Source organism: Spirosoma litoris (assembly GCF_054776755.1).
In genome coordinates this window covers 485,363-507,269 of record NZ_BAAHBI010000010.1, presented here as the reverse complement: position 1 = coordinate 507,269, position 21,907 = coordinate 485,363, and the positions used below count along the sequence as shown (strand labels likewise).

Below are 21,907 nucleotides of genomic sequence, written 5' to 3'. Positions count from 1 at the left end.
ATATATTTCGTTTCTAACTAATCACTGGCGTTAGGCAGGAACTGATTCAGGCTTTGGGGCTGACTTTGCTTTAAGACCAAACAGAAATCGTGTTAGTGTAAACGGCCGTATGATCAGCAAATAGATGGCAGTACAAGCAACAAACGACGAGAGAGTTATTGTCAAAAAACCATCATAGACGCCCAAACCAGTTTTTGTCAGTACATAGTAGCCAATCAACAAAATAACGGTCTGATGGATGATGTAGAATGGATAAACCGCTTCGTTTAGTTGCGGTAACAGCCGATGGTTTTTATTCAAATAGCGATAGCCATAGGCAATAGTTGTCAGCACTGAAAACCAGGTTATTCCCAGACCATCAAAGCTAAACAGAGTAATGATTAACCTCGAATTATCGAACGCTTCCTGACTGACAAAGAACCGAAAACTGTAGATAATTACGGTACAGATAATCGTTGCAACCAGAAAATAACGTCGTTGGTCGGCAATGGTTTCCCAAAAGCTTCGCCGACTGATCAGTAAATAGCCCAACCAAAAGAGAATCAAGTTCTTCATGAAATAGGCCCAATCATTCACTAAGGCGTGGGTTTCGTGGGGAAAAAAGCCGCCCAGCACCACATCATTGAGCAATAGCAAACCAACCAGCCACAAGGCTCCGCCCGGCCGGGCAATGAGTCGCCCGATTTTGTTCGTAAAGCGTTGTCCTGATTCGCTTTTAAGCCACTTGAACAGTGGAATGCTCAGCAACGAATAAAAGAAAAGGTAACAGATAAACCACAGATGATGCCAGCTGAAAGCGCCACCAGCCCCTCCATCCTGATACGGTTGAAACTTGAGTACCTCAGGATAAAATTCGGCATAACTACCCGAGAATCGTCCTCGAAACAACCATTCTACGTAAATCTGAGGAGGTACAATAACGAACATGCCAAATAGCAAGGGCACAAATAATCGGCGGACACGTTCGCTTGCATACGTACCGTAAGCGCGTTTTTTGAGTGCGAAGAATGCGCCAGCACCAGAAATAAAAAACAACAAGGGCATTCGCCAGCGATGCAGCCAGCTCATGACATATTCCATCGGGCGGCTATGTTCAGGACTTTTAATATGAAAATCCCAGGAGACATAAATCATGCCCGTATGGTAGAAAAACAACGTCAGAATGGCAATGATGCGAAGCCAGTCAAGATCGTATCGGCGTTGGCTTAAAGCCGGAAGCGCGGGGCTGGGGGTTTGTAGAAGCAATGTCGACTGCATAGGTTTTGCAGATTTAGTTTATGCTGCAAAAGTGCCCTCACAAAGCCCCAAATGATCTATTTCCCGGCAATCACGAAGTTCGTGCCGACCGGGACGAACTCCAGACTAACCCTAAGCCCCTTCTTTTAGCCCCTTTATTCGGTACTGTGCCGGCGTCAGATTCGTTAGTCGTTTAAAAGCAGTATGGAAAGCCGAAGGTGAATTATAGCCGACGCGCTCGGCAATCTCATCGATTTTCAAATGAGACGTTGTGGTATCAGTTAGCAATCGTTGCGCTTCGGCAATTCGGTAAGTCGCTAACCAATCGAAGAAGTTTTGCCCTAAGCGATCGTTGAGTAATTGCGATAAATGGTGAGGGCTGGTGTTTAGCCGACTGGCAAGTTTGGGCAACGATACATCACTATCCAGGTAAGGCTTTTCGGATTCAAGTAAGCGGGCAAGCTTTGTCAGAACAGCGTCTTCAACCTCTTCCGACAAGGCCGATTTCTCGTATTTCTTTTTAGATTCGACGGTTGAATCTGGTTCACTAATTTTCGGTTCTATAGGCGGTTCTTCCCGAAAAAAATCGGACCGACTCATCACTAGAAAACTGTTCGTGTAAATCGTGATCGCGATGTATGTTGCCAGTAAATAATCGCCAACATCATTTACGAACTGTGGTTTGACCAGGACAATTAAAAATGGGACCAGGGCAAACAGCCAACTTGGTAAACGAAGCGATTTCAATTTGATCGACGATCGTAGAACTGAGTCCTGACGGCTTGCCTTTCGAATAGCCAGCAGGGCCAAAATAGCATAAATAAAACAGCTAATGAGTGTCATCTCACTAATGAAACCGCGTAGCTCTGTGAAATCCTCCTCCAAATAGAGATGCTGTTTTATAAATGGCAATTCAGGGTGCTGTGAATTTATGTAGGAGTTGTATTTGAAATCAATAGGTTGATACATCCAGGTTACCGAGTTAATCAGCCAGATTCCAAATGGTACTAAATGCCAACCCCAACGATGGGGTAATCGCTGCCAAAGCCTACTAAAAACGAAAAAGTAGAACAGTGGACCTAGTAAAAAATTGAATGGTTCCGAAAAATCTCCCATCCATAATAATCGAAATGTATAGTTGGTGTAGTTCAGAAATATTTCCCCGCTGATTGCGGATAACACCAACATAAATAGCCCATGACATCGATTGGATATGTTCTTTCCTCGCTCACCAGTCAGGAAGAAAATACCCAAAAATAGGCCTTGGGCAACACCTAGAAAAATGATGAGTGCGAATAGATCAAGATGAATGGGAAGCGTTTGCATGTAAACAGTATTACGTAGCGAAGATAAAAAAAAGACCTATAAGGTTTTTAAAACCTCATAGGTCTGGATTACGTAAACCAAATTTTAACTTAATGAATCGTCAGCTCAAAAGGCATCCGCATCTGAATACCTTCCAGGGTTTTAAGTTTTTTCAGGTATTTTACGTAAGGAGCCAGTTCGCCAAGTTGGGCCTGAATCCGGCTTTCTTCGTCGCCCCCAAACGAATTCATCACCTGCTCGAAGAATGGTTTCTTACGGGGCTGATATCTCAGTTTATAATCGCCTTCTTTCAGCTTAGCCGACTGAGCCGCCAGTTCAATGGCATCGTCCAAACCACCCAGTTTGTCAACCAAACCAATAGCTTTACCCTGACTACCCGTCCAGACACGGCCACCCGCAATAGCTCGGATGCTATCCACTGGCAATTTGCGGCCTGCCGCGGCTTTACCCGTGAATTGGGCATAAATCCGCTCGGTCGACCGTTGCATGGTTTGCTTTTGGAACGGTGTCATCTCGTGGGTACCCGTTGGAAAATCAGCGTTTTCGTTCGTTTTTACCCGGTCGTACGTAATCCCCAATTTGTCTTTGAAAAACGTTTCGGTATTGAACAGCAATGAGAATACACCAATGGAGCCCGTAATGGTGTTCGGTTGAGCGACAATCTTGTTACAGCTCATGAGCATGTAATACCCGCCCGATGCAGCATAGTCGGACATTGATCCGATGACCGGTTTGGCTTTCTTGGCCAGTTCGACTTCGCGATACATCACATCCGATGCCAATGCGCTACCTCCGCCCGAGTTTACCCGCAATACAATGGCTTTCACTTTATCATCTAAGCGGGCTTTTCGTAGCTCTTCCACAATGGTTTCGGAGCCGATGCTGTTTTCACCGCTTTTGCCTGAATGAATATCGCCCGAAGCAACAATGACCGCAATGCGATTTGAACTGCCCCCTGTTCCTTCTTCTGAGTCTGACTTTTCGTATTTACTCAGCGAAACGTAGTTGATTTTCTTTTTCTCATCGATACCTACCTGTTTCCGAATCACAGATTCCAGTTCGTCCTGATAGCCAACATTGGTAACCAGTTTAGTTCGTAGTGCATCCTCCGGCTTTTGGATAGTGAGATTATCTGCATATCGTTTCAGCGAATCGACACGCAAGCCACGGCTTTGTGCTACCCGAACCAGCATATGATCGTTGATCGAATTCAGGAATGAGGTCACCTGGCGTTTGTTGGGCTCGCTCATATTCTCACGAATAAACGGCTCCACCGCACTCTTGAACTCCCCTACCCGAAAAATTTCAGGCTTCAGTCCCAGCTTATCGAGCGTGCCTTTAAAGAAAGATAGTTCGGCGTTGAGACCGTTCCATTCCAGTTCGCCAGCCGGGTTCAGGTAAATCTTGTCGGCAACCGATGCGAGGTAATAACCTTTTTCGCTCATGCCTTCAGCATAGGCATAGACAAACTTTTTCGACTGTTTGAAGTCGATAAGCGCATTTCGAACCTCTTCAACCGTAGCCCAGCCAGCCTGTGGATCTTCGGTCTGGAGGTAGATACCGCTGATATTATCGTCTTCTTTCGCCTTCTTTAAGCTCTCCTTTAATTCAATTAGCCCAATGGCATCTCCTGATCCCTGAATCGGGCCGAAGCCTTCAAAGGGATTTTCGCTACTACGCTCTTCAATGGGTTTGTCTAAATCTATTTTCAGTACTGAGTTCGCTTTTACATCCGGTTTCTTATCTCCAGACGTCGATAACGCTGCCGCAAAGCCAATGAGAAGCAGAAAGCCCACAAACGAAAACAGTATCAGGCCAATAATGGTGGCCAGCACATATTTAAGAAACTGTCGCATGTATTAAAATAAATTGAGCCCCTTGTTAACAGGTTATTACAAATATAGCCCGGAAGTAAATTCCCAGGCTATACAACGTGTTGAACGCGTAAAACAGCGGACGAATGGTCCCTTTATTACATCAACTTATAATCGTTAATAGATGTTTGAATAACCTCCCAGGCTTCGGCTTGTCCGTAGATATTGGCCAGTTCCATAACGGCTGGTTCCTCGGGCAGGTTTTTATAGGTCAGGAAGTAGTGACGTAACCGTTTTACGACTGCTTCGGGCAGTTGACCCAGTTCGGTATATTGGCCATACATGGCGTCGCCTTTCAGAACGGCAATAATTTTATCGTCGGCCTCACCTTTGTCGATCAGGCGGAAACCACCGATGGGGATCGCTTGTAGAATCAAATCACCGTGGGTAATCTCGCGCTCCGTCAATACACAGATGTCGAGCGGGTCACCATCGCCCAGTTCAACTGTCCGACCTGATTTTTCAGTTGCCAGTTTCGCGATCTGATCGCCACAAAAGGTTTGGGGAATAAAGCCGTAAAGCGCAGGTAATACGTTGGAATATTGCTGAGGGCGGTCAATTTTAAGGTAGCCTGTTGCTTTATCGATTTCGTACTTAACGGTATCGGTCGGTACAATCTCGACAAAGACAGTCACTTGTTTGGGCGCTAATTCGCCAATTGGGATACCATGCCAAGGATGCGCTTTAAAATTACTCTTCATTGCTTTTTACTATGGAGGTTGTTTTATTTATAAATGTACGTCGGTAATGCCAATACTTCTTTGCTCTGTAAAGCCGATTCGCTCAGCAATCTGCATATCGCTCGATTTACCCAGCGATTGTCGAACCAGCATTTCGCCCAGAAAGCCTGCCAGAAACAACTGAACGCCCAGAATTATCGCGACTAAGCCGAAATAAAACAGTGGGTTGTCGGTAGCGTTTCGAAATTTAACGCCCTGGGAAATATTAATCAGTTTTTCAACGATCAACCAGATGGCCAGCACAGTACCTACGAAAAACGACAAGGTGCCGAACGTTCCAAAAAAGTGCATGGGCCGTTTACTGAATTTCTGAACAAACGCGATAACGAGTACATCCAGAAAACCATTGACAAAACGTTCGAGACCAAATTTAGTGGTACCATATTTACGCGCCCGGTGCTGAACCACCTTCTCACCGATCTTACCAAACCCGTTCCAGTTAGCTACAATGGGCAGGTTTCGGTGCATATCGCCATAGAGTGTCGGCGCTATGGTTTTAACAACTTTCTGCCGATATGCTTTTAGGCCGCAGTTGAAATCATGAAGCTGCACCCCCGAAATCCAGCGCGAAACCGAATTAAACAGTTTGGTCGGCAGCGTTTTCGTAATAGGATCGTAGCGTTTCTGTTTCCATCCCGACACCAGATCGAATTTCTCTTCTGTAATCATCCGGTACAATTCCGGTATTTCGTCGGGGCTATCCTGTAGATCGGCATCCATCGTAATGACTACCTGACCACGAGCCGCCTGGAAACCCGTTTGCAAAGCCGCTGTCTTGCCATAATTCCGATTAAACCGGATACCACGGACTGTCGAACTAGCCTGTGCCAGTCGTTCGATCACAGCCCACGACTCGTCGGTGCTGCCGTCATCAACGAACAGGATTTCATATGTATACTGCTGCTCTGTTACGACTCGTACAATCCAGTCGTGCAGTTCAGGCAGCGACTCTTCTTCATTGTAGAGTGGAATCAGAACGGTTAGTTGAAGCAATTCAGACATTTGATTAAGGCTCGTTAATTGATCAATTAACGCCTGAATTTTCGGTTTCAGTTCAGCCGTGTGTTTTGTAATAATACGCCAAAGAATTTCGGGTCGAATACCATACTATTCATGTACAAGTATATGTCGCGGGGCAATAATGGCTCCCCAATCGATTGTGCTATCCAATTCCTGAATCTCATTGGTAACATGATTGCGGCTTCGCCAACAATTTCCAGGGCCTTTACGACCGCAAATGTAGTTTTTAAATCTACGGCAAACTCATCAAATGTTAGCCCGTCAATAAATATGTCAACTGTTTGTAATGCGTCAAGAATATGTTCTAGCCGTGCTTTGTTCGGCAATCTACCTTTCATAAATCAACTGTTTATCCTGATTTACAAAAGGAATGATATACTTTGATAAGGTGCCCTCACAAACTAAATCAACTTTACGATTAAGTTTTTTTTCTAAATCCATCCACCAATGTATGTATTCTAGCCCAATCGGCACCGAGAAGTCAAGTTCTAGTAAAACATCTATGTCACTATCAGTCTCTTGCTCGTCCCTGGCAAACGAACCAAATAACCAGGCTCGCTCAACTGGTTTATCGGCAAAATAATGCTGAATCTCCTGCACAATCTGGCCTTTTTCCATAATGAAAGCAATTAGTGAGACGGCAAAGTTACTATTTTAAAACAGTAGGTAAAAATCGCTCAGTAAAGCTCGGAATTCTGATGTATAAGTTGCCGTTGGCATCTTTCCATCAGCCTGGCTTACCAGATTGGTTTCATAAATTCTCAGCGTTTCATTGATAATTAGCCTAGCCCCGAACGAAAAACCCGTAACAACCCGAAAGGCAGGCTTCCGCTCATTGTGCTTCAAAAAAAGCCGTTTAAACGGTTTTAAGCCTATTGTTTGTGCTGACTCTGTTAATCTTTCTGTTTCATAAGGTGGCAACAGTACCCACCACTGCCCCTCTAACGCCAATAACCGAACAACAGCCTCAAGCAGTTCCGAGAATGGTAACTCATCGGTGTGAAGCGCCCGATTAACAGCCGCATCGGGCGACCGAAGATGGTTGGTGTAGAAAGGAGGGTTTGTTAGGATTCGGTCGTAAACATGACCATCTCCGAACTCCTGAATCCGTCTATGAATTACTCGTATCCGTTCTGCAAATGGGCTGACCGATACATTTTCTGTCGCCTGACCAAACGCGGCCGCATCAATCTCAACCGCATCAACACTCGCTGTTGGGTTGCGCTGTGCAGCCATCAACGCCAGCAAACCTGTCCCTGTACCGATGTCTAACACACGCCCGCCTACTCCTACGTCAGCATAGGCCCCCAATACGCAGGCATCCGTACAGACTTTCATAGCCGTACGATCCTGTTGAATGGTGAATTGCTTAAAGGAAAACAATGTGATGTATGATATAGGGTGTATGATGTATGATAGGAGGTGCATTTAATAGTTATACATCATACACCCTATATCATACATCACCTTACTTTCTGCCAAAATCGGCTGGATTTTCGCCCCAGACCGTGGTTTCCCATTTCAGGACTGGGTTAGCGAATCGATGGGTCTTGAGCCAGGTTTCAGCCCGATCTATCAGTTCGAAGAGTTCGGCATTGCGAGATGTTTCTTCGAGTTTAGTGTTCGCTTTTTTCTTCTGAACCCAGCCAATGGCTGTCCGCGAATCGGAATACACGGGGATATTGCTGTTTTTTTGGTGTAAGAGTGCAAGTGCATGAACAATGGCCAGGAACTCACCAATGTTGTTCGTTCCATCCGCAAAGGGCCCTTTCAGAAATAGTTTTTGCTTCGTAGCTAAATAAATCCCCTGATACTCCATATCGCCAGTAGCCGTATTCCAGGCTGCATCGACAACCAGGCTATCCTGGATAGGCAAGCCAACCAACCCGTCTAATTTCCCCTGTTTACCAGTGGGTTTAGTTCCCTGACCAATATGAACGTGGGGTTTGTCTTTAAAGGCTTTCAGCGCAGCTGGTTTACTATCAAACGATTTGAACAAGGGTTTGGGAAACCCGTCTGTCTGGACTTTAGCTTCGTCCCAACTATCGTAAACACCGGGCTTTCGCCCCTGCCAGACTACATAAAACTTCGGCTTTTTCTCAGCCATAGAACTACCAGATTCGGTTAACAGGATACAGATCAAAAGCAGAATCGACACTTATTACCGGGATATTATCAACAATTGATTGTGCAATAATTAATCGGTCAAAAGGGTCTTTATGATGCTGTTCTAGCTGACTAAGAAGAAACGTATGACGAAGTTCAATAGGGTAAACGTTGTAGTCGTATAAAGTGATTTGCTCCTGAATCAATTCGTCAAAAGGCTTCGCAAATAATAGACTCCCTAATTTATACTTAATTGCCATTTCCCAAATACTGGCAATACTTATCCAGCAAGTTGCATCGGATTCAATTATTTGTTTGGCTCTATTGCTCAGTTTAACATCACCCGTTGCATGCCAAATGAAAACTTGTGTGTCAAGTATATAATCCATTATTGGTACTCTTCAAATCCCTCTGGTATATCATCAAATCCAGGACGAATAGTAATCAGTCCTTTCGCATTTCCGAAAAGAGAGGCCCGTTTATGAGCAAGTGATGCCGAATCAGTTATTTGCTTCTGATATTTACTTCCTAGAAAGTCAATAAAGTCACTAACCTCTCTCCGTAAATCAGCGGGTAAAGATTCGTATTTTTTTAAGATCAAGGCATCCATGTGTCGTATACGCTGGCTGATTTACACCAAAGTAACATGTTTCTTTGGTAAAGTGTCACACTATCCTCCACCAAGCGTTGTAAAATAAGTCAAAAATCTACCTTTCATTCAATAACTCACTTGTAAAAAAGAACCCTATCAGAAAAGCTAGGGTTCTTTTTCATCATTTAACGTGAATAATGGAGGATTTACGAATAGAATTATACTAGTTTTTTGTCATCCCGACGCCAGGAGGGATCTTCGGCAACTGGTTATTTACCGAAGATCCCTCCTGGCGTCGGGATGACAAAAAACAATATTATAAATGACTGGTAATCAGTCAATAATTTCAGATTTTATCCATTATTCACGTTATTTACCAATCACCAAACGCCTGCCCGACCAAAGCAAATAAACCGTCAATCCCGCTAAGGCCCCCCAGGCTAGCGTGCGGGCGACGTTAAAGGAAGTTGGGGGTGGCATCTCTACAATGCCGTTCTCATCGGTCACGGCGGGTTGCTTTACATAACGCCCATCCGACGATGGAATAGAACGAGTCTCAAAATCATGCGCCAGTCGATTTAACCCAAGCTCAAGAGCAAGTCCTCGGACCGACACCCCATGCCCTGTTCCGGCAGCTCGTGGATTGAGGTTGTTTAGCTTTAAGACTGATTTTTTAGCCGCTGCCCAATCGCAGGTAAAATAGGCTGGTGGTCCATGAAATTCTTCCCGTTGCGTGGCTACGGCAGTGAGCGCATTTTGGTTTGTAGTCACGAAAGCATCACCTGCCAGCAGAGTCCGGTCTTTGTCGCGGAAGAGCGAAATATGCCCAGGTGCATGACCGGGCGTATGAATAGCACGCCAATCGGGTAGTTCCGGAATAGCCCCATCCTCCGAGATTGGCTTAATCCGGTCACCGAAATCACTTGGTCCGATAGGAAACACCCACGACATATACGCCATAGCTCCTCCACCAATAGCCGGGTCAGGTGGGGGATAACTCGATTTTCCCTGCAAATAGGGCAACTCCAGCCGATGGGCGTAGACTGGCACATCCCAGTCATTTAACAATGTTTTTAATCCGCCGGTATGATCTGAATGACCATGCGTCAGAATGATGGCATCGGGTTTGGTATCGGGGCCGAATAATTCCTCGGCTTTTTTCTTAATCTGGTTCGTAAAACCTGCTAAGCCCGTATCGACTAGCACCCATTTGTTATCCTGACCGGGTGTTCCAATAAAAAAGACATTGACAAAGAGTGTCTTTAATCCGGCGACGTCATCCGTTACATCGTATGGCGATTTTGGGCTGGTGTCAACGGGCAAATCAAGGTCGAGTTCGCTTTCCATATACGTTGAGTTGAGTTTCCTGCTTAACCCACCGACAAACTCGATTGTTCTATATACTACGCAAATGGTCTATCAGCCTAACTTCGTTCTTCCCAAACCTGCGCTACATTCACAATTACGTCAACGGCTTTTTGCATATCCTGTACTGATACCCACTCAAGCCGGGAATGAAACGCGTGTTCGCCCGCGAAAATATTAGGACAGGGCAACCCCATAAACGATAGCCGCGATCCGTCTGTGCCTCCCCGAATACTACGACGTTCGGCCGTTAGTCCTGCCCGACGAATGGCTTCCAGGGCATTATCGACTACCGCTGGATGCTGGTCAAGCACATCTTTCATGTTGCGGTATTGCTCCTTCACAACAAACTGAGCCGACGAACCAGGGTAGTTTTTCAACACATCGTTGAGTTGATTTTGGAGGTACGTTTCTTTCTCCTGCAAGCCAACCTCGGTAAAGTCTCGGATAATGAACTCCAGAACGGCCTGATCCTGATTGCCTTCCATGTGGGTTGGATGAACAAAACCCTCTTTTTCCTCTGTTGTTTCGGGCGAAAGCGCATGTTTAGGCAGTAGCGCCAGCAAATCGGCAGCGATTTTCAGCGCGTTTTCGAGCTTGCCCTTGGCAAAACCGGGATGGGTACTCACTCCCTGAATAGTGACCTTAACGCCGTCGGCAGAGAAGGTTTCATCTTCAAGCGTACCCAACGCTTCTCCGTCGATCGTATAGCCAAAATCAGCCCCTAATTTCTGAATATCAACCTTTTCGGTACCTCGACCAACTTCTTCATCGGGTGTAAAAAGCAATCGAATAAGGCCATGTTTAACCTCTGGATGGGTCAATAGGTAATTAGCCGCGTCCATGATTTCGGCGACACCCGCCTTATTGTCGGCTCCAAGTAAAGTCGTACCGCTGGCAGTTATGATGTCGTTACCTATCTGGTACTCTAAATCAGGATGATCGATAACTCGAATAATCTGCGAAGAGTCATCAGGCAAGACAATATCAGAACCATCCCAGTTCTGATGAATCATTGGCTTAACTCCTGCGCCTGTTACATCGGGCGATGTATCGACATGAGAGCAAAAACAAATGGTTGGCACATTTGTCTTTTCGGTATTGGCCGGAATGGTTGCGTACACATAGCCCCACTCATCAAGTTCAGCGTCCGCAATGCCCATAGCAAGTAATTCCTGAACCAGTAAACGACTAAGGTCTTTCTGTTTTTCGGTACTCGGATTTGTTGTCGATTGTGGGTCCGACTGGGTGTCGATCTGAACGTAACGAAGAAAACGATCTACGGCTGTATACGTGTAGTTTTTCATTTTTTTACCGCAAAGGACGCGAAGGTATACGCAGAGAACGCAAAGATAAGTGCCAAGAATCTTAGTGTTCTCTGCGTATACCTTCGCGTCCTTTGCGGTTCATTTATTCCAGAATTCCTGCCAGATTTGCTGGAGAGTAATTTACGCTTTTGAGTGTTTTATGATCGGCGTCGCGGAACACCAGATATTTCCCATCCGATTCAATGAAATGGCAGGGAAAGCCTTTAGCCTGATACGCTGCAACGGTTGCTTCAGCCTCAGCCACTGTTAGACAGGCTTTGCTCATGTTCGAGCGCTGTACTTCGTCAAAAAGTGTTTTGAATTTATCCCCTAACCCAAACTCTAGTACGGCCCCCGATAGTACATATTGCAAATCGCAAAGGGCATCGGCTACGGCCACAATGTCGCCTTCAGCAATCGCTTCTCGCAATTCATCGAGTTCTTCAGCCAGTAGCGACACCCGAAGCTGGCAACGAGCAGCCGAAGGGATCTGGGGTGTTTCTAATACAGGAGCATGAAAGGTGCGGTGAAATTCCGCAACCTGATTAAGAGAATCTGGTTGTTGCATAATTAATGAGCGAAAGAGTGAAATCGGACCGCCGAAGCGGAGCGAAAGAGTGAATAGTCCGATGGTTTCGCTCATTCACTCTTTCGCTCCGCTTCGGCGGTCCGATTCCACTCATTTAGTTTTCTTCCTCCTCGCTGGAGAATGAATACAGCGTGGTATCGAGCGAGAGGGTATTTGATTTAAAGTGGGCGATAAAGTCTTCAATTACGTCGTCCGTGATTTCTTCTACGTTCAGGCATACATCCAGAGCAATGCCATAGTCGGACTGGGCATCGACTTCAACGTGTTCCTGTACTTTGACTGTCTCCAGTTCTTCGATTTCCTCAATAATTTCAGTTAAAGCCGTTTCGGCTTCTTCCTCCAGCTCAGGATCGATTTTGTAGTTGGGTTTACGTTCTTCGGGGGGTACGTATTCTGGAAAGGTTTTCCGAACCTGTTCAACAGCCATTTCATAAACTAAGCTGCTATGATGCAACCGAAGCGTATAAACCAGCGTATCGAAAATAACTTCCTCGCCCTGATAGTGGCCAGGAAATTGAATATGCACACATTCTCCCTCGTCCAGCGTATCTAAATCGTCGTCTTCTACAATAACGAACGATTTACCTTCCTGCTTACACTCCTCTTTGAGTGCGCTGATTTCTTCTGGGTCGAACCCTTCGTTTTTATAAGTAGCCATTTGACAAAAGTAAGGGTTAATGAACAATGATGAACGAACCTTAAGCGGTAATTACCCCAATTAGCCAACCTACTTTAGGAGCAATCCCTAAACCTTAGTACCAATCAACAGCAAAAAAGTTTGTAATTCTACTTAGCAGGTTGATTTTTCAACCACTCTATAACCACTGCTTCGCTAAGATCGACTGCTGTATAAATGGGTGCTTTATCGACATTTGCCAATACGTCGTCGGGCTGGTGGATATGGGGCATTCGTCCATCAGCATCTAAGGCACATAAAGCCAAAACCGGAATGCGGTTTCGCACAAACCATACACTATCGAAGTCGGCGGTATGCCAGCGACCTACCTGTGCTCGATCTTTAAAAAAATCATTTTCAATCAGTTGCCGAGCCAGCCGGGTAGGTTCATTGTTATACTGAATTAATTCGGCAGTGCCCGTTTGCTCGATAATCGTGAGTTTACCGGCACCAAGGGTATCGAAATTAATGGCTAGTGTCTGTTTTCGTTTCCATTCCCGTTTATGCGCTTCGACATACGCGTGAGCCCCAATCATGCCCACCTCTTCGGCGCTGGTTAGGACAACTTCCAAATCCAGGTCGGGTAAATTCGCTTCCCGAAGTCGGTCGGCGGTGGCTAATGCGGCAGCCACACCGGTTGCATTGTCACTAGCGCCATTGGTATAGCCTTTAAGCCAGTAGCCTACTGTACCCATAATGGCCTGTACAATAAAGTAGCCTATGAGCCCATACCGAACATACGTTAGGTAGGGTAAGCCAATCCTGAATACTTCGAGGGTAGCCAAAGAAGCCGCCAGAAGCATCAGCCAGAGCGAAATAAGTAAGGAGATTCGAAAATTTGCCTGTTGCTTTGGGCTATATAGCAACGATACCGGGGCCGTATCGTAGTGTGCCATCAGGATTACTTTCCGTCGATTTTCTCCCGCTCCACTGCCTGTCCATTTTCCAATAACATTGGTTGCTGTATGCTGTATGGGGAATCGGACAATGAATGAATAACGCCAGTTGAAGTACTTCCAAGCCATCCAGAAAAAATACCAGACAAAGCCAACTGCAACACCTGTGACGGGTAGTAAGATCAAGCCAGTAAGCAACCCACCAATTAACCAGTAGACAATGGTTACATAAGTTTTGGGCGTCTGAAAAGGCTCTGTTCGTACAGAAGCTCCCATCTCTGTCAGATGCGATTGAAGCAGTCGTGCCGCTTCAGCCCCTTCTGGCGTTGCAGTACCACGGTGCGGTAAAGCAGCAAGGTCATGAAGAATATCGGAACTGGGATTCACAAGGGTATAATTTTGAACCGGGATTTTTGTGATTTGACTGACTGACTATGATTGGAAAAATGTGATTTTCGCTTTTAACGAAAGTTTATTAGTTAAATCATAGTCGATCAGTCAAATCATAAAAATCCCGGTTCTGACTACTTCACAAACAACAACTCACGATACTTGACCAGTGGCCAGTCTTCATCGTCCACGACCTCCTCAAGCTTATCTACCTCGTAGCGGATTAGCTCAAAATGATCTTTTACTTCGGTGGCGTAGAGTTTAGCACGTTCACCTGTATCAAGTACGTTATTGGCCTTTTTACGTGATTCAATCATGGCTTCTACACCTTTCTTGATCACCATAACGCGCGTCGAAATTTCACGTAGAATATCCTTAATCGGTTCGGCTTCAGCAGTCATGCCCAACTCGACCAGATTGCGGGCGGTTTCGGCCAGTTTATTCTGGTATTTCAGCGCGGTCGAAACAACGTGGTTCATCGCCAAATCACCCATCACCCGCGACTCGATCTGTACATTTTTTATGTATTTCTCAAGCTCAATTTCGTAGCGCGATTCAACTTCGGCATGATTCATGATGCCCGTTCGCTCGAAAAGTGCCAGTGATTCGGGTTGCACAAAAATGCCTAAAGCATCTGGCGATGATTTGATATTTGATAACCCCCGCCGAGCCGCTTCTTCAACCCACTCATCGGAGTAACCATTACCTTCGAACAGAATTCGTTTACTGTTGGCGTAGTATTCTTTTAAGATGTCGACAATGGCGAGTTCTTTCTTCTCGCCTTTCGCCAATCGTGCATCCAAATCAAATTTGAACTTATTCAATTGATCAGCGACAATGGCATTCAAAACAGTCATTGTCGATGCCGAGTTGGCCGAACTTCCCACCGCCCGGAACTCAAACTTGTTTCCCGTAAAAGCAAAAGGTGATGTTCGGTTACGATCCGTATTGTCGCGCATCAGGCTGGGGATTCGATTCAGCCCTAATTTGTAGTACACATTGTCTCCTTTGTTAACCGTCACTTCCGACTTGGTTTCCAGATCATTAAGTGCTTGCGTTAAGGCTTCACCCAGAAAAATAGACACAATGGCGGGTGGCGCTTCATTAGCCCCAAGGCGGTGTTCGTTACCCGCCGATGCGATGCTGGCCCGAAGCAAATCGGCGTTGTCGTGTACAGCCTTCACAACGTTTACCAGGAATGTCAGGAATCGCAGGCTTTCTTTGGGTTTAGTACTGGGAGCCAGCAAGTTAATTCCCGTATTGGTTCCCATCGACCAGTTGTTATGCTTGCCACTGCCGTTGACGCCCGCAAACGGTTTTTCGTGAAAGAGCACTTTCAGGTTGTGCTTCTCGGCGATCTTCTCCATTAGATCCATCAGGAGCGCATTGTGATCGACCGCCAGATTGACTTCCTCAAACGTTGGTGCCACCTCGAACTGACCGGGCGCTACTTCATTGTGGCGCGTACGGACAGGCATACCTAACTTCATCGACTCGAACTCAAAGTCTACCATAAAGGCATTGACGCGAGGAGGAATTGACCCAAAATAGTGGTCTTCCAATTGCTGTCCACGGGCGGGTGCGTGCCCAAATAACGTTCGGCCAGCTAGTACCAAATCAGGGCGTGCATAGAATAGCGCACGGTCGACTACAAAGTATTCCTGCTCTGGACCAAGGGTTGGCGTTACTTTCGTGATATTCCGGTCAAAGTACTGACAAACAGCCGTAGCCGCCTTATCCAGGGCATTAAGTGCTTTCAACAAAGGTGTCTTATAATCTAATGCTTCGCCGGTGTAGGAGATAAAGACCGACGGAATACAGAGTGTTTTTCCGCCCGCTCCGTTATCCATCAGGAAAGCTGGCGATGAGGGGTCCCAGCCGGTATAGCCCCGCGCTTCGAAGGTATTTCGCAGGCCACCGTTCGGAAACGACGATGCGTCGGGTTCTTGTTGCACCAAGGCACTTCCTTTGAATTTCTCGACCGCTTTACCATCAAAGGTAATATCGAAAAATGCATCGTGTTTTTCGGCGGTTTCACCCGTTAACGGCTGAAACCAGTGTGTGTAGTGAGTAGCCCCCTTCGACGTGGCCCACGACTTCATAGCACTCGCTACTTCGTCGGCAATTCCCCGATCGATCTGACCGTTGGTATTAATAGCTTCGGTTACTTTCAGATACGCTTCGGGTGAAAGTAGCGCCCGCATGACCTCATTATTAAACGTATAACTACCAAAAAAATCGCCAACCCGCTCCGTAGGGGCAGTTACTGGCATAGCCTGGCGGTTTTGGGCGATTTCAAGCGCTTTAAAACGAAAATTGGACATTGACTGGTTAAAAGGGTTTTAGGTTAAACTATTTGCCAAACTTACACGCCTTCGACACAGATTACAATGAATAACAAAAAAAAGCCCGACCACTCACGTGGTCGGGCTTCATAAAACGATGTATGTTGCCTTATGCTAATACGACACCAGCCGATTTAACGGTTTTGATGATAACAGCGGCAACTTTGTATGGATCGGCAGCCGAGTTTGGACGACGATCTTCTAACCAGCCTTTCCAGCCGCGCTCTACCGTAGCAATTGGGATACGGATCGAAGCACCACGGTCAGATACACCATATGAGAATTGATCGATCGACTGCGTTTCGTGCTTACCTGTTAGGCGCATTTCGTTATCTGCACCATATACATCGATGTGCGCTTTGATAACTTCTGGTGTTTTACCGAATGCTTCACAGATTTCAGCATAAACTTCTTTGCTGCCTGCTGTACGGAGTACAGAGTTCGAGAAGTTTGCGTGCATACCCGAGCCATTCCAGTCGGTATCGCCCAGGGGTTTGCAATGCCAGTTGATCGAAATACCGTACTTCTCACCGATACGCTCCAGCAAGTAACGAGCAACCCAGATTTGATCACCAGCTGCTTTAGCGCCTTTCGCGAAGATCTGGAACTCCCACTGTCCGGTTGCTACTTCAGCATTGATACCTTCTACGTTCAGACCAGCGTCGAGGCAAACGTCAAGGTGTTCTTCAATGATATAGCGACCATAGGCATTCTGTGCACCTACCGAGCAATAATAAGGACCTTGTGGGCGAGTTGGGAAGCCTTCGGCTGGGAAGCCCAGTGGCTTATCAATTTTCATATCCCACAGGAAGTACTCCTGTTCAAAACCAAACCAGAAATCGTTATCGTCGTCTTCAATCGTAGCACGACCATTAGTCACGTGAGGAGTACCATCAGCATTCAGTACTTCACACATTACCAGATAACCGTTTTTGCGCTGTGGATCAGGGCAGATGAAAACAGGCTTCAGCAGACAGTCTGACTTACCACCTTCAGCCTGTTCGGTTGAAGATCCATCAAACGACCACATCGAGCAGTCTTCAAGGTTGCCTGAGAAATCGTCCTCAATTTTAGTTTTGGACCGTAGGCTTTGGGTGGGCTTGTAGCCATCGAGCCAAATGTACTCTAACTTCGATTTTGCCATGATGTACAGTGGATTATTTTGAATAGGGGTTTCTTCACTAGACTTTCGGCAAATATAATACGGCTTTACAATAAAATATAAAGGCCAACAACCCCTACAACCATACTTTTTACTGTTTTTCAGGAAATATTATAATTTTAATTCGTCAAATCCTATAAAATACAACATTCGGGCAAAAAATTTATCACTTTATAATTTTAAGCGTCTATTAATAAAAAAGTGTATAGAAGCAGTTAGGACCTTTAAAAACAGGGCTGATTGCCTGAAAAACAGGCGTTTTTACAAAAAATAGCCTTTTGTCAGAAGATTAATTCTGACAAAAGGCTATTTTGAATTCTTGTATGAACACAAACTGAACGGTCTGATTTTAGAATCAAAAATCAGCAATCAAATTCGTCTTGAATAACTTAATAGCAATAGCTAGTAGAATGATTCCAAATATTTTACGGAGTACATCCAGTCCACCCTGTCCGAGACGGGTTTCGAGCCAGCCCGATGATTTCAGGACTACATAAATCAGGATCAGATTTAAAATAATTCCGATAATTATATTTAGTGTTTGGTATTCAGCCCGTAACGAAATGATGGTTGTCAATGTACCAGCCCCGGCTATTAGCGGAAACGCGATTGGTACAATGTGAGTGGCACCACCCGAAGCTATTTCTGATTTGAAGATGGTTCGTCCCAGAATCATCTCCAGACCGATCAGGAAGATTATCAACGCTCCTGCCACGGCAAACGACGCAACATCAACCCCGAATAGTTTCAGAATTTCTTCCCCAACAAACAGAAACGAAATCATTAACACCCCCGAAGCAAACGTAGCCTGCTCCGATTCTATTTTCCCAGTCTTTTTACGAAGGTCAATCAATACCGGTAACGACCCAACGATGTCAATTACTGAAAATAGGATGAGTGTAACGGAAACAACTTCCTTGATGCTGAACATAACGATATATTAATCACAATGTAGCGTGGACTTTAGTCCGCGTAGCCGAAGGCTAACTGGTAAAGTAAATAGAAAATTAGCTTTCGGCTACGCGGACTAAAGTCCACGCTACTTATATGACTCCAGAAACTTTTTCAAAGTTCCAATCTCTTCATCAGAAATAGCCGGAAAGTTAGCAATGCGGAACGTTGTATTTTTCCAGTCACCATAGCCATTCCCAAGGGTTATACCCGCCTGCTGAGCAGCGGCTTTAATAGCCTTTATCGCGGCTTCAGAACCTTCAACTGCAATCACGGTATCTGAACGAGTAGCGGGGTCGTTGATCAGTAGCTTGAAAGCTGGTGAGTCAAGGGCCAAGCTAGTCTCTTCAAAAAAAGCGTACCAATCAGCAGCCCGTTTTTTTGTCAGAGTATTAACAACGGCAATTGGTGGCACCTGTTGTAGAACGCGCATCAGCATATAAATGCCTAGCCCATTCGGGGTGTACGGCGTTTGAAACTTCGAAAAATTTTCGTGGATAAATAATAGACTGTTATAATGGTTGTTCTCGCCAATTTCCTCGGCTCGTTTGAGCGCAGCTGGCGAATACACCAGGACAGCTAAGCCCGCTGGAAGACCAAAACATTTCTGTACGGAAGCAAACCAGACATCGGCCAATGTCCAATCGAAAGCGATCCCCGCCATTGACGAAACCGCATCGACCGCAATCAGCGAAGAGAAATCTCGCCTGAACTGGGCCAGCGTTTCCATCGTCACCTGTGTACCATTAGATGTTTCGTTTTGAACGATACACAATACATCGGCTTCGTTTAGGCTGGCAGGGGGCTTGATTCGATACGCATACTCAGCCCATTTTTTCCCAAAGGCCCCACTATACGGATGTAAGCTCGCTTCGGCAGTCAGCGACTGAGCCACAATTTCCCAGCATTCCGTCGCCGACGAAACCAAAGCAATATGGTAATCGGCCGGAATTTCGAGCTTTTCGTGAAGTAGCCGAATGGTCTCTTTCACGATATCCATAAAGCCTGCGCTTCGGTGGTTCAGGCTCACAATGCCCTGTTGTATTGCTTCGGCAGCATATTCAGCTACCTGCGGATAAACTTTAGACGGACCGGGGTAGAAGGTGATCATTATGATGTATGATGTATGATGTATGATGTATGATGTATGATTTGTAAAAATATATCCTATATCATACTTCATACATCCATTAAATACCTCACCGCCATTTCATACCCCATCAACCCTAAACCCACCACAACCCCTTTACATTTTGCCGAAAGATAACTGTGATGCCGAAAGGACTCGCGAGCGTGAACGTTCGAGATATGCACCTCTACGGCGGGGGCTGTTACTGCCGATAGGGCATCCGCGATGGCAATAGATGTGTGGGTATAGGCGCCAGCATTGATGACGATTCCATCGATATCGAAGCCTAGCTCGTGAATTTTATCGATCAGTTCGCCCTCGTGATTCGACTGAAAATAGCGAAGTTGCACTTCCGGAAACTTCGCTTCGAGGGTTTCCAGGTACTCAACGAAAGATCGGTTACCATAAATAGTTGGCTCACGCTTACCCAATAGGTTAAGGTTGGGGCCGTTGATAATGAGAATTTGTTTCATGTACTTGATTTACGAGTTACGATTTACGAGGTACGATATTTACTAATTCGGAGCCCTACATCGCAACTCGTACTTCGTAAATCGTAAATCTATCTGTGTGGCAAAGTTATATAAACGCCTTTAAGAACTACCTCAAACTCGAACGGTCATTAGCCGAAAACTCAGTGGAAGCGTATTTGCACGACGCCGAGAAACTTCACGAATACATTCTGCTGACTGATCCGGCCAGAACGCCTATGCAGGTGACGGAAAAAGAGTTGATGAATTTCCTGAAATATCTTGGCGAATTGGGGCTAACAGCTCATAGTCAGGCCCGGATGTTGTCGGGAATCAAGTCGTTTTTCAAGTACCTGCTACTCGAAAATTTGATTGATCGCGATCCAACGCAACTGTTAGAAGCACCTAAGCTGGGTCGAAAACTTCCGGATACACTCAGTTTCCCCGAAATTGAGGCTATGCTAGCTGCCATTGATTTGTCGACTCCTGGCGGCACCCGCGATCGCGCTATGCTCGAAGTTCTCTATAGCTCGGGCTTACGGGTAACGGAGCTACTTAACCTGCGCCTGACAAACTGCTTTTTTACCGAAGGCTTTGTGCGCGTTCTAGGCAAAGGCGACAAAGTTCGGTTGGTACCAATCGGCGAAGACGCTATGCATTACACGCGCATTTATGTCGAGCATGTACGTAGCCAGCTGGAGGTTCAGAAGGGCGATGAAGACACTATTTTTTTGAATCTACGGGGTAAACAATTGTCGCGGATTACCGTCTTTACAACCATCAAAAAGCTGGCAGAGGAAGTGGGTATCAGAAAAACGATCAGTCCACACACCTTCCGACACTCCTTTGCTACGCACTTGATTGAAGGTGGTGCCGACCTGCGAGCCGTCCAGCAAATGCTTGGCCATGAGTCGATTACCACCACCGAAATCTATACCCATCTCGACCGGGATTATTTGCAGCAAACGCTTAGGGAGTATCATCCACGAGCAAATAGCAAGGGGCAGGGGGCGCGGAGCAGGGGATAAAACACGAGGGTCATACGCTTTGCTCCGAGCGCCCTGCTACAAAAAAAGTCCCCGCTGTCGAAGCCGACGGCGGGGAACCCCCAATCTAACTAACCCAAAACTATATGAAACATTAAAACTACTTTTCTCAACTTACGCGTCGGCAAACTAGGCCTCAGCAGTGGCTTTCTCACCCACGAACTGTTGGTGCTGATTTTTAAACAGCAGGTTGAACGAAGTCAGGCTACCGTAAATCCGGGTGATATATTGTTGAATGTTTATCTTCTCTTCATCATCGAGCTGGCTGGCATTTACCCGTTGTTCGAGTACCCGTAGCCGATCCCGTACCATTACTATTTTATGAAAGAAGGCATCGATTGGCATTTCTTTCTGCGCTAAGTCAGTCCGGCCGGGTTTCATGATTAGCTTCCCTCCTTTCCATTTATCGCCAAGTGGCACCAGTTCGGTTTGATCGACCCATTTCTGGAGAACTCGCGTAAGCGCCTGTTCAACATCAAACAAGCTTACCAGATCACCATCCGGTTCAATCGCTTCGATAATGGTCAGGGGCGTATCGAATTTGATTATCTTCACGCCATGCTCGAGAAATGTAATGGTGTATCCACTGGCTTTCAGATTAATAATTACGCCATCACCAAACTCAGCATGACGCACGCGGGAACCAATGCCCAATAGGGTATTCATAAAAATGGTACTGTTTACGTT

General features: G+C 45.9%; 23 protein-coding genes. 1 reads left to right on the top strand and 22 read right to left on the bottom strand.

Annotated features, from left to right (window positions below):
• Positions 1-30 precede the first annotated feature (30 nt).
• The 21 genes from ACYVGR_RS08595 to aroQ all read right to left on the bottom strand — a co-directional run bounded on the left by ACYVGR_RS08595 (position 31) and on the right by aroQ (position 20,177).
• Positions 31-1,257: an acyltransferase family protein gene (locus ACYVGR_RS08595; RefSeq protein ID WP_460955524.1), complete on the bottom strand. Its 1,227-nt coding sequence runs from the start codon at positions 1,255-1,257 to the stop codon at positions 31-33.
• Between the two features lie 111 nt (positions 1,258-1,368).
• Positions 1,369-2,562 carry a helix-turn-helix domain-containing protein gene (locus tag ACYVGR_RS08590; RefSeq protein ID WP_460955522.1) on the bottom strand — a complete coding sequence of 398 codons (1,194 nt, stop codon included), beginning with the start codon at positions 2,560-2,562 and terminating at the stop codon, positions 1,369-1,371.
• 89 nt (positions 2,563-2,651) lie between these two features.
• Complete coding sequence (gene sppA, locus ACYVGR_RS08585) at positions 2,652-4,418, bottom strand: signal peptide peptidase SppA (RefSeq protein ID WP_460955520.1); 1,767 nt, start codon at positions 4,416-4,418, stop codon at positions 2,652-2,654.
• Positions 4,419-4,534: 116 nt separating this feature from the next.
• Entirely contained in the window at positions 4,535-5,137 is a 603-nt protein-coding gene (locus tag ACYVGR_RS08580) for an inorganic pyrophosphatase (protein ID WP_460955518.1), read from the bottom strand.
• A 27-nt stretch (positions 5,138-5,164) separates the two neighbouring features.
• A complete protein-coding gene (locus ACYVGR_RS08575; protein WP_460955516.1) occupies positions 5,165-6,178 on the bottom strand; it encodes a glycosyltransferase family 2 protein in 1,014 nt (337 codons plus the stop codon).
• A gap of 47 nt (positions 6,179-6,225) precedes the next feature.
• Positions 6,226-6,534, bottom strand: a complete 309-nt coding sequence (locus ACYVGR_RS08570) for a HepT-like ribonuclease domain-containing protein (protein ID WP_460955514.1) — start codon at positions 6,532-6,534, stop codon at positions 6,226-6,228.
• Positions 6,524-6,814: a nucleotidyltransferase family protein gene (locus ACYVGR_RS08565; RefSeq protein ID WP_460955512.1), complete on the bottom strand. Its 291-nt coding sequence runs from the start codon at positions 6,812-6,814 to the stop codon at positions 6,524-6,526. Before ACYVGR_RS08565 ends, ACYVGR_RS08570 begins: the two co-directional genes overlap by 11 nt.
• A gap of 36 nt (positions 6,815-6,850) precedes the next feature.
• The gene (locus tag ACYVGR_RS08560) at positions 6,851-7,534 is read right to left on the bottom strand and encodes a tRNA1(Val) (adenine(37)-N6)-methyltransferase (RefSeq protein WP_460955511.1); all 684 of its coding nucleotides are present in this window, start codon (positions 7,532-7,534) and stop codon (positions 6,851-6,853) included.
• 130 nt (positions 7,535-7,664) lie between these two features.
• Positions 7,665-8,303: a ribonuclease H1 domain-containing protein gene (locus ACYVGR_RS08555; protein ID WP_460955509.1), complete on the bottom strand. Its 639-nt coding sequence runs from the start codon at positions 8,301-8,303 to the stop codon at positions 7,665-7,667.
• Between the two features lie 4 nt (positions 8,304-8,307).
• Positions 8,308-8,691, bottom strand: coding sequence for a type II toxin-antitoxin system VapC family toxin (locus ACYVGR_RS08550; protein WP_460955507.1), 384 nt, complete (start codon positions 8,689-8,691; stop codon positions 8,308-8,310).
• On the bottom strand, positions 8,691-8,912 hold the full coding sequence (locus tag ACYVGR_RS08545) for a DUF2281 domain-containing protein (RefSeq protein ID WP_460955505.1): 222 nt from the start codon (positions 8,910-8,912) through the stop codon (positions 8,691-8,693). The genes ACYVGR_RS08550 and ACYVGR_RS08545 overlap by 1 nt, the downstream gene beginning before the upstream one ends.
• Positions 8,913-9,263: 351 nt before the next feature.
• Positions 9,264-10,241 carry an MBL fold metallo-hydrolase gene (locus ACYVGR_RS08540; RefSeq protein WP_460955503.1) on the bottom strand — a complete coding sequence of 326 codons (978 nt, stop codon included), beginning with the start codon at positions 10,239-10,241 and terminating at the stop codon, positions 9,264-9,266.
• A 77-nt stretch (positions 10,242-10,318) separates the two neighbouring features.
• Positions 10,319-11,566 (bottom strand): peptidase T, encoded by a 1,248-nt coding sequence (gene pepT, locus ACYVGR_RS08535; protein WP_460955501.1) that lies wholly within the window; start codon positions 11,564-11,566, stop codon positions 10,319-10,321.
• A 103-nt stretch (positions 11,567-11,669) separates the two neighbouring features.
• Positions 11,670-12,134, bottom strand: a complete 465-nt coding sequence (locus ACYVGR_RS08530) for a pyrophosphohydrolase domain-containing protein (protein ID WP_460955499.1) — start codon at positions 12,132-12,134, stop codon at positions 11,670-11,672.
• A gap of 115 nt (positions 12,135-12,249) precedes the next feature.
• The gene (locus tag ACYVGR_RS08525) at positions 12,250-12,813 is read right to left on the bottom strand and encodes a hypothetical protein (protein WP_460955497.1); all 564 of its coding nucleotides are present in this window, start codon (positions 12,811-12,813) and stop codon (positions 12,250-12,252) included.
• 128 nt (positions 12,814-12,941) lie between these two features.
• Entirely contained in the window at positions 12,942-14,114 is a 1,173-nt protein-coding gene (locus tag ACYVGR_RS08520) for a M28 family metallopeptidase (RefSeq protein WP_460955495.1), read from the bottom strand.
• A gap of 137 nt (positions 14,115-14,251) precedes the next feature.
• A complete protein-coding gene (locus ACYVGR_RS08515; RefSeq protein ID WP_460955493.1) occupies positions 14,252-16,441 on the bottom strand; it encodes a glutamine synthetase III family protein in 2,190 nt (729 codons plus the stop codon).
• Between the two features lie 130 nt (positions 16,442-16,571).
• Positions 16,572-17,606, bottom strand: coding sequence for a glutamine synthetase beta-grasp domain-containing protein (locus ACYVGR_RS08510; RefSeq protein ID WP_460955491.1), 1,035 nt, complete (start codon positions 17,604-17,606; stop codon positions 16,572-16,574).
• A 373-nt stretch (positions 17,607-17,979) separates the two neighbouring features.
• Positions 17,980-18,555 (bottom strand): MarC family protein, encoded by a 576-nt coding sequence (locus ACYVGR_RS08505; RefSeq protein ID WP_460955489.1) that lies wholly within the window; start codon positions 18,553-18,555, stop codon positions 17,980-17,982.
• A 108-nt stretch (positions 18,556-18,663) separates the two neighbouring features.
• Positions 18,664-19,686: an aminotransferase class V-fold PLP-dependent enzyme gene (locus ACYVGR_RS08500; RefSeq protein WP_460955487.1), complete on the bottom strand. Its 1,023-nt coding sequence runs from the start codon at positions 19,684-19,686 to the stop codon at positions 18,664-18,666.
• A 68-nt stretch (positions 19,687-19,754) separates the two neighbouring features.
• Positions 19,755-20,177: a type II 3-dehydroquinate dehydratase gene (gene aroQ / locus ACYVGR_RS08495; RefSeq protein ID WP_182463273.1), complete on the bottom strand. Its 423-nt coding sequence runs from the start codon at positions 20,175-20,177 to the stop codon at positions 19,755-19,757.
• A 95-nt stretch (positions 20,178-20,272) separates the two neighbouring features.
• Here aroQ and xerD point away from each other — a divergent pair, with 95 nt between their 5' ends.
• Entirely contained in the window at positions 20,273-21,202 is a 930-nt protein-coding gene (gene xerD / locus ACYVGR_RS08490; RefSeq protein ID WP_460955484.1) for a site-specific tyrosine recombinase XerD, read from the top strand.
• Between the two features lie 147 nt (positions 21,203-21,349).
• Here the strand turns inward: xerD and ACYVGR_RS08485 are convergent, their stop codons facing one another.
• Complete coding sequence (locus ACYVGR_RS08485; RefSeq protein WP_460955482.1) at positions 21,350-21,886, bottom strand: hypothetical protein; 537 nt, start codon at positions 21,884-21,886, stop codon at positions 21,350-21,352.
• Between the last annotated feature and the right edge of the window lie 21 nt (positions 21,887-21,907).

What these genes read in the sequence shown, in the direction of transcription:
- ACYVGR_RS08575 (WP_460955516.1), bottom strand. Translation starts at nt 6,178, where the DNA reads ATGTCTGAATTGCTTCAACTAACCGTTCTGATTCCACTCTACAATGAA.
- ACYVGR_RS08580 (WP_460955518.1), bottom strand. Translation starts at nt 5,137, where the DNA reads ATGAAGAGTAATTTTAAAGCGCATCCTTGGCATGGTATCCCAATTGGC.
- ACYVGR_RS08510 (WP_460955491.1), bottom strand. Translation starts at nt 17,606, where the DNA reads ATGGCAAAATCGAAGTTAGAGTACATTTGGCTCGATGGCTACAAGCCC.
- ACYVGR_RS08540 (WP_460955503.1), bottom strand. Translation starts at nt 10,241, where the DNA reads ATGGAAAGCGAACTCGACCTTGATTTGCCCGTTGACACCAGCCCAAAA.
- aroQ (WP_182463273.1), bottom strand. Translation starts at nt 20,177, where the DNA reads ATGAAACAAATTCTCATTATCAACGGCCCCAACCTTAACCTATTGGGT.
- ACYVGR_RS08530 (WP_460955499.1), bottom strand. Translation starts at nt 12,134, where the DNA reads ATGCAACAACCAGATTCTCTTAATCAGGTTGCGGAATTTCACCGCACC.
- ACYVGR_RS08515 (WP_460955493.1), bottom strand. Translation starts at nt 16,441, where the DNA reads ATGTCCAATTTTCGTTTTAAAGCGCTTGAAATCGCCCAAAACCGCCAG.
- ACYVGR_RS08505 (WP_460955489.1), bottom strand. Translation starts at nt 18,555, where the DNA reads ATGTTCAGCATCAAGGAAGTTGTTTCCGTTACACTCATCCTATTTTCA.
- ACYVGR_RS08485 (WP_460955482.1), bottom strand. Translation starts at nt 21,886, where the DNA reads ATGAATACCCTATTGGGCATTGGTTCCCGCGTGCGTCATGCTGAGTTT.
- pepT (WP_460955501.1), bottom strand. Translation starts at nt 11,566, where the DNA reads ATGAAAAACTACACGTATACAGCCGTAGATCGTTTTCTTCGTTACGTT.
- ACYVGR_RS08565 (WP_460955512.1), bottom strand. Translation starts at nt 6,814, where the DNA reads ATGGAAAAAGGCCAGATTGTGCAGGAGATTCAGCATTATTTTGCCGAT.
- ACYVGR_RS08500 (WP_460955487.1), bottom strand. Translation starts at nt 19,686, where the DNA reads ATGATCACCTTCTACCCCGGTCCGTCTAAAGTTTATCCGCAGGTAGCT.
- ACYVGR_RS08545 (WP_460955505.1), bottom strand. Translation starts at nt 8,912, where the DNA reads ATGGATGCCTTGATCTTAAAAAAATACGAATCTTTACCCGCTGATTTA.
- ACYVGR_RS08550 (WP_460955507.1), bottom strand. Translation starts at nt 8,691, where the DNA reads ATGGATTATATACTTGACACACAAGTTTTCATTTGGCATGCAACGGGT.
- ACYVGR_RS08595 (WP_460955524.1), bottom strand. Translation starts at nt 1,257, where the DNA reads ATGCAGTCGACATTGCTTCTACAAACCCCCAGCCCCGCGCTTCCGGCT.
- sppA (WP_460955520.1), bottom strand. Translation starts at nt 4,418, where the DNA reads ATGCGACAGTTTCTTAAATATGTGCTGGCCACCATTATTGGCCTGATA.
- ACYVGR_RS08555 (WP_460955509.1), bottom strand. Translation starts at nt 8,303, where the DNA reads ATGGCTGAGAAAAAGCCGAAGTTTTATGTAGTCTGGCAGGGGCGAAAG.
- ACYVGR_RS08590 (WP_460955522.1), bottom strand. Translation starts at nt 2,562, where the DNA reads ATGCAAACGCTTCCCATTCATCTTGATCTATTCGCACTCATCATTTTT.
- ACYVGR_RS08570 (WP_460955514.1), bottom strand. Translation starts at nt 6,534, where the DNA reads ATGAAAGGTAGATTGCCGAACAAAGCACGGCTAGAACATATTCTTGAC.
- ACYVGR_RS08525 (WP_460955497.1), bottom strand. Translation starts at nt 12,813, where the DNA reads ATGGCTACTTATAAAAACGAAGGGTTCGACCCAGAAGAAATCAGCGCA.
- ACYVGR_RS08560 (WP_460955511.1), bottom strand. Translation starts at nt 7,534, where the DNA reads ATGAAAGTCTGTACGGATGCCTGCGTATTGGGGGCCTATGCTGACGTA.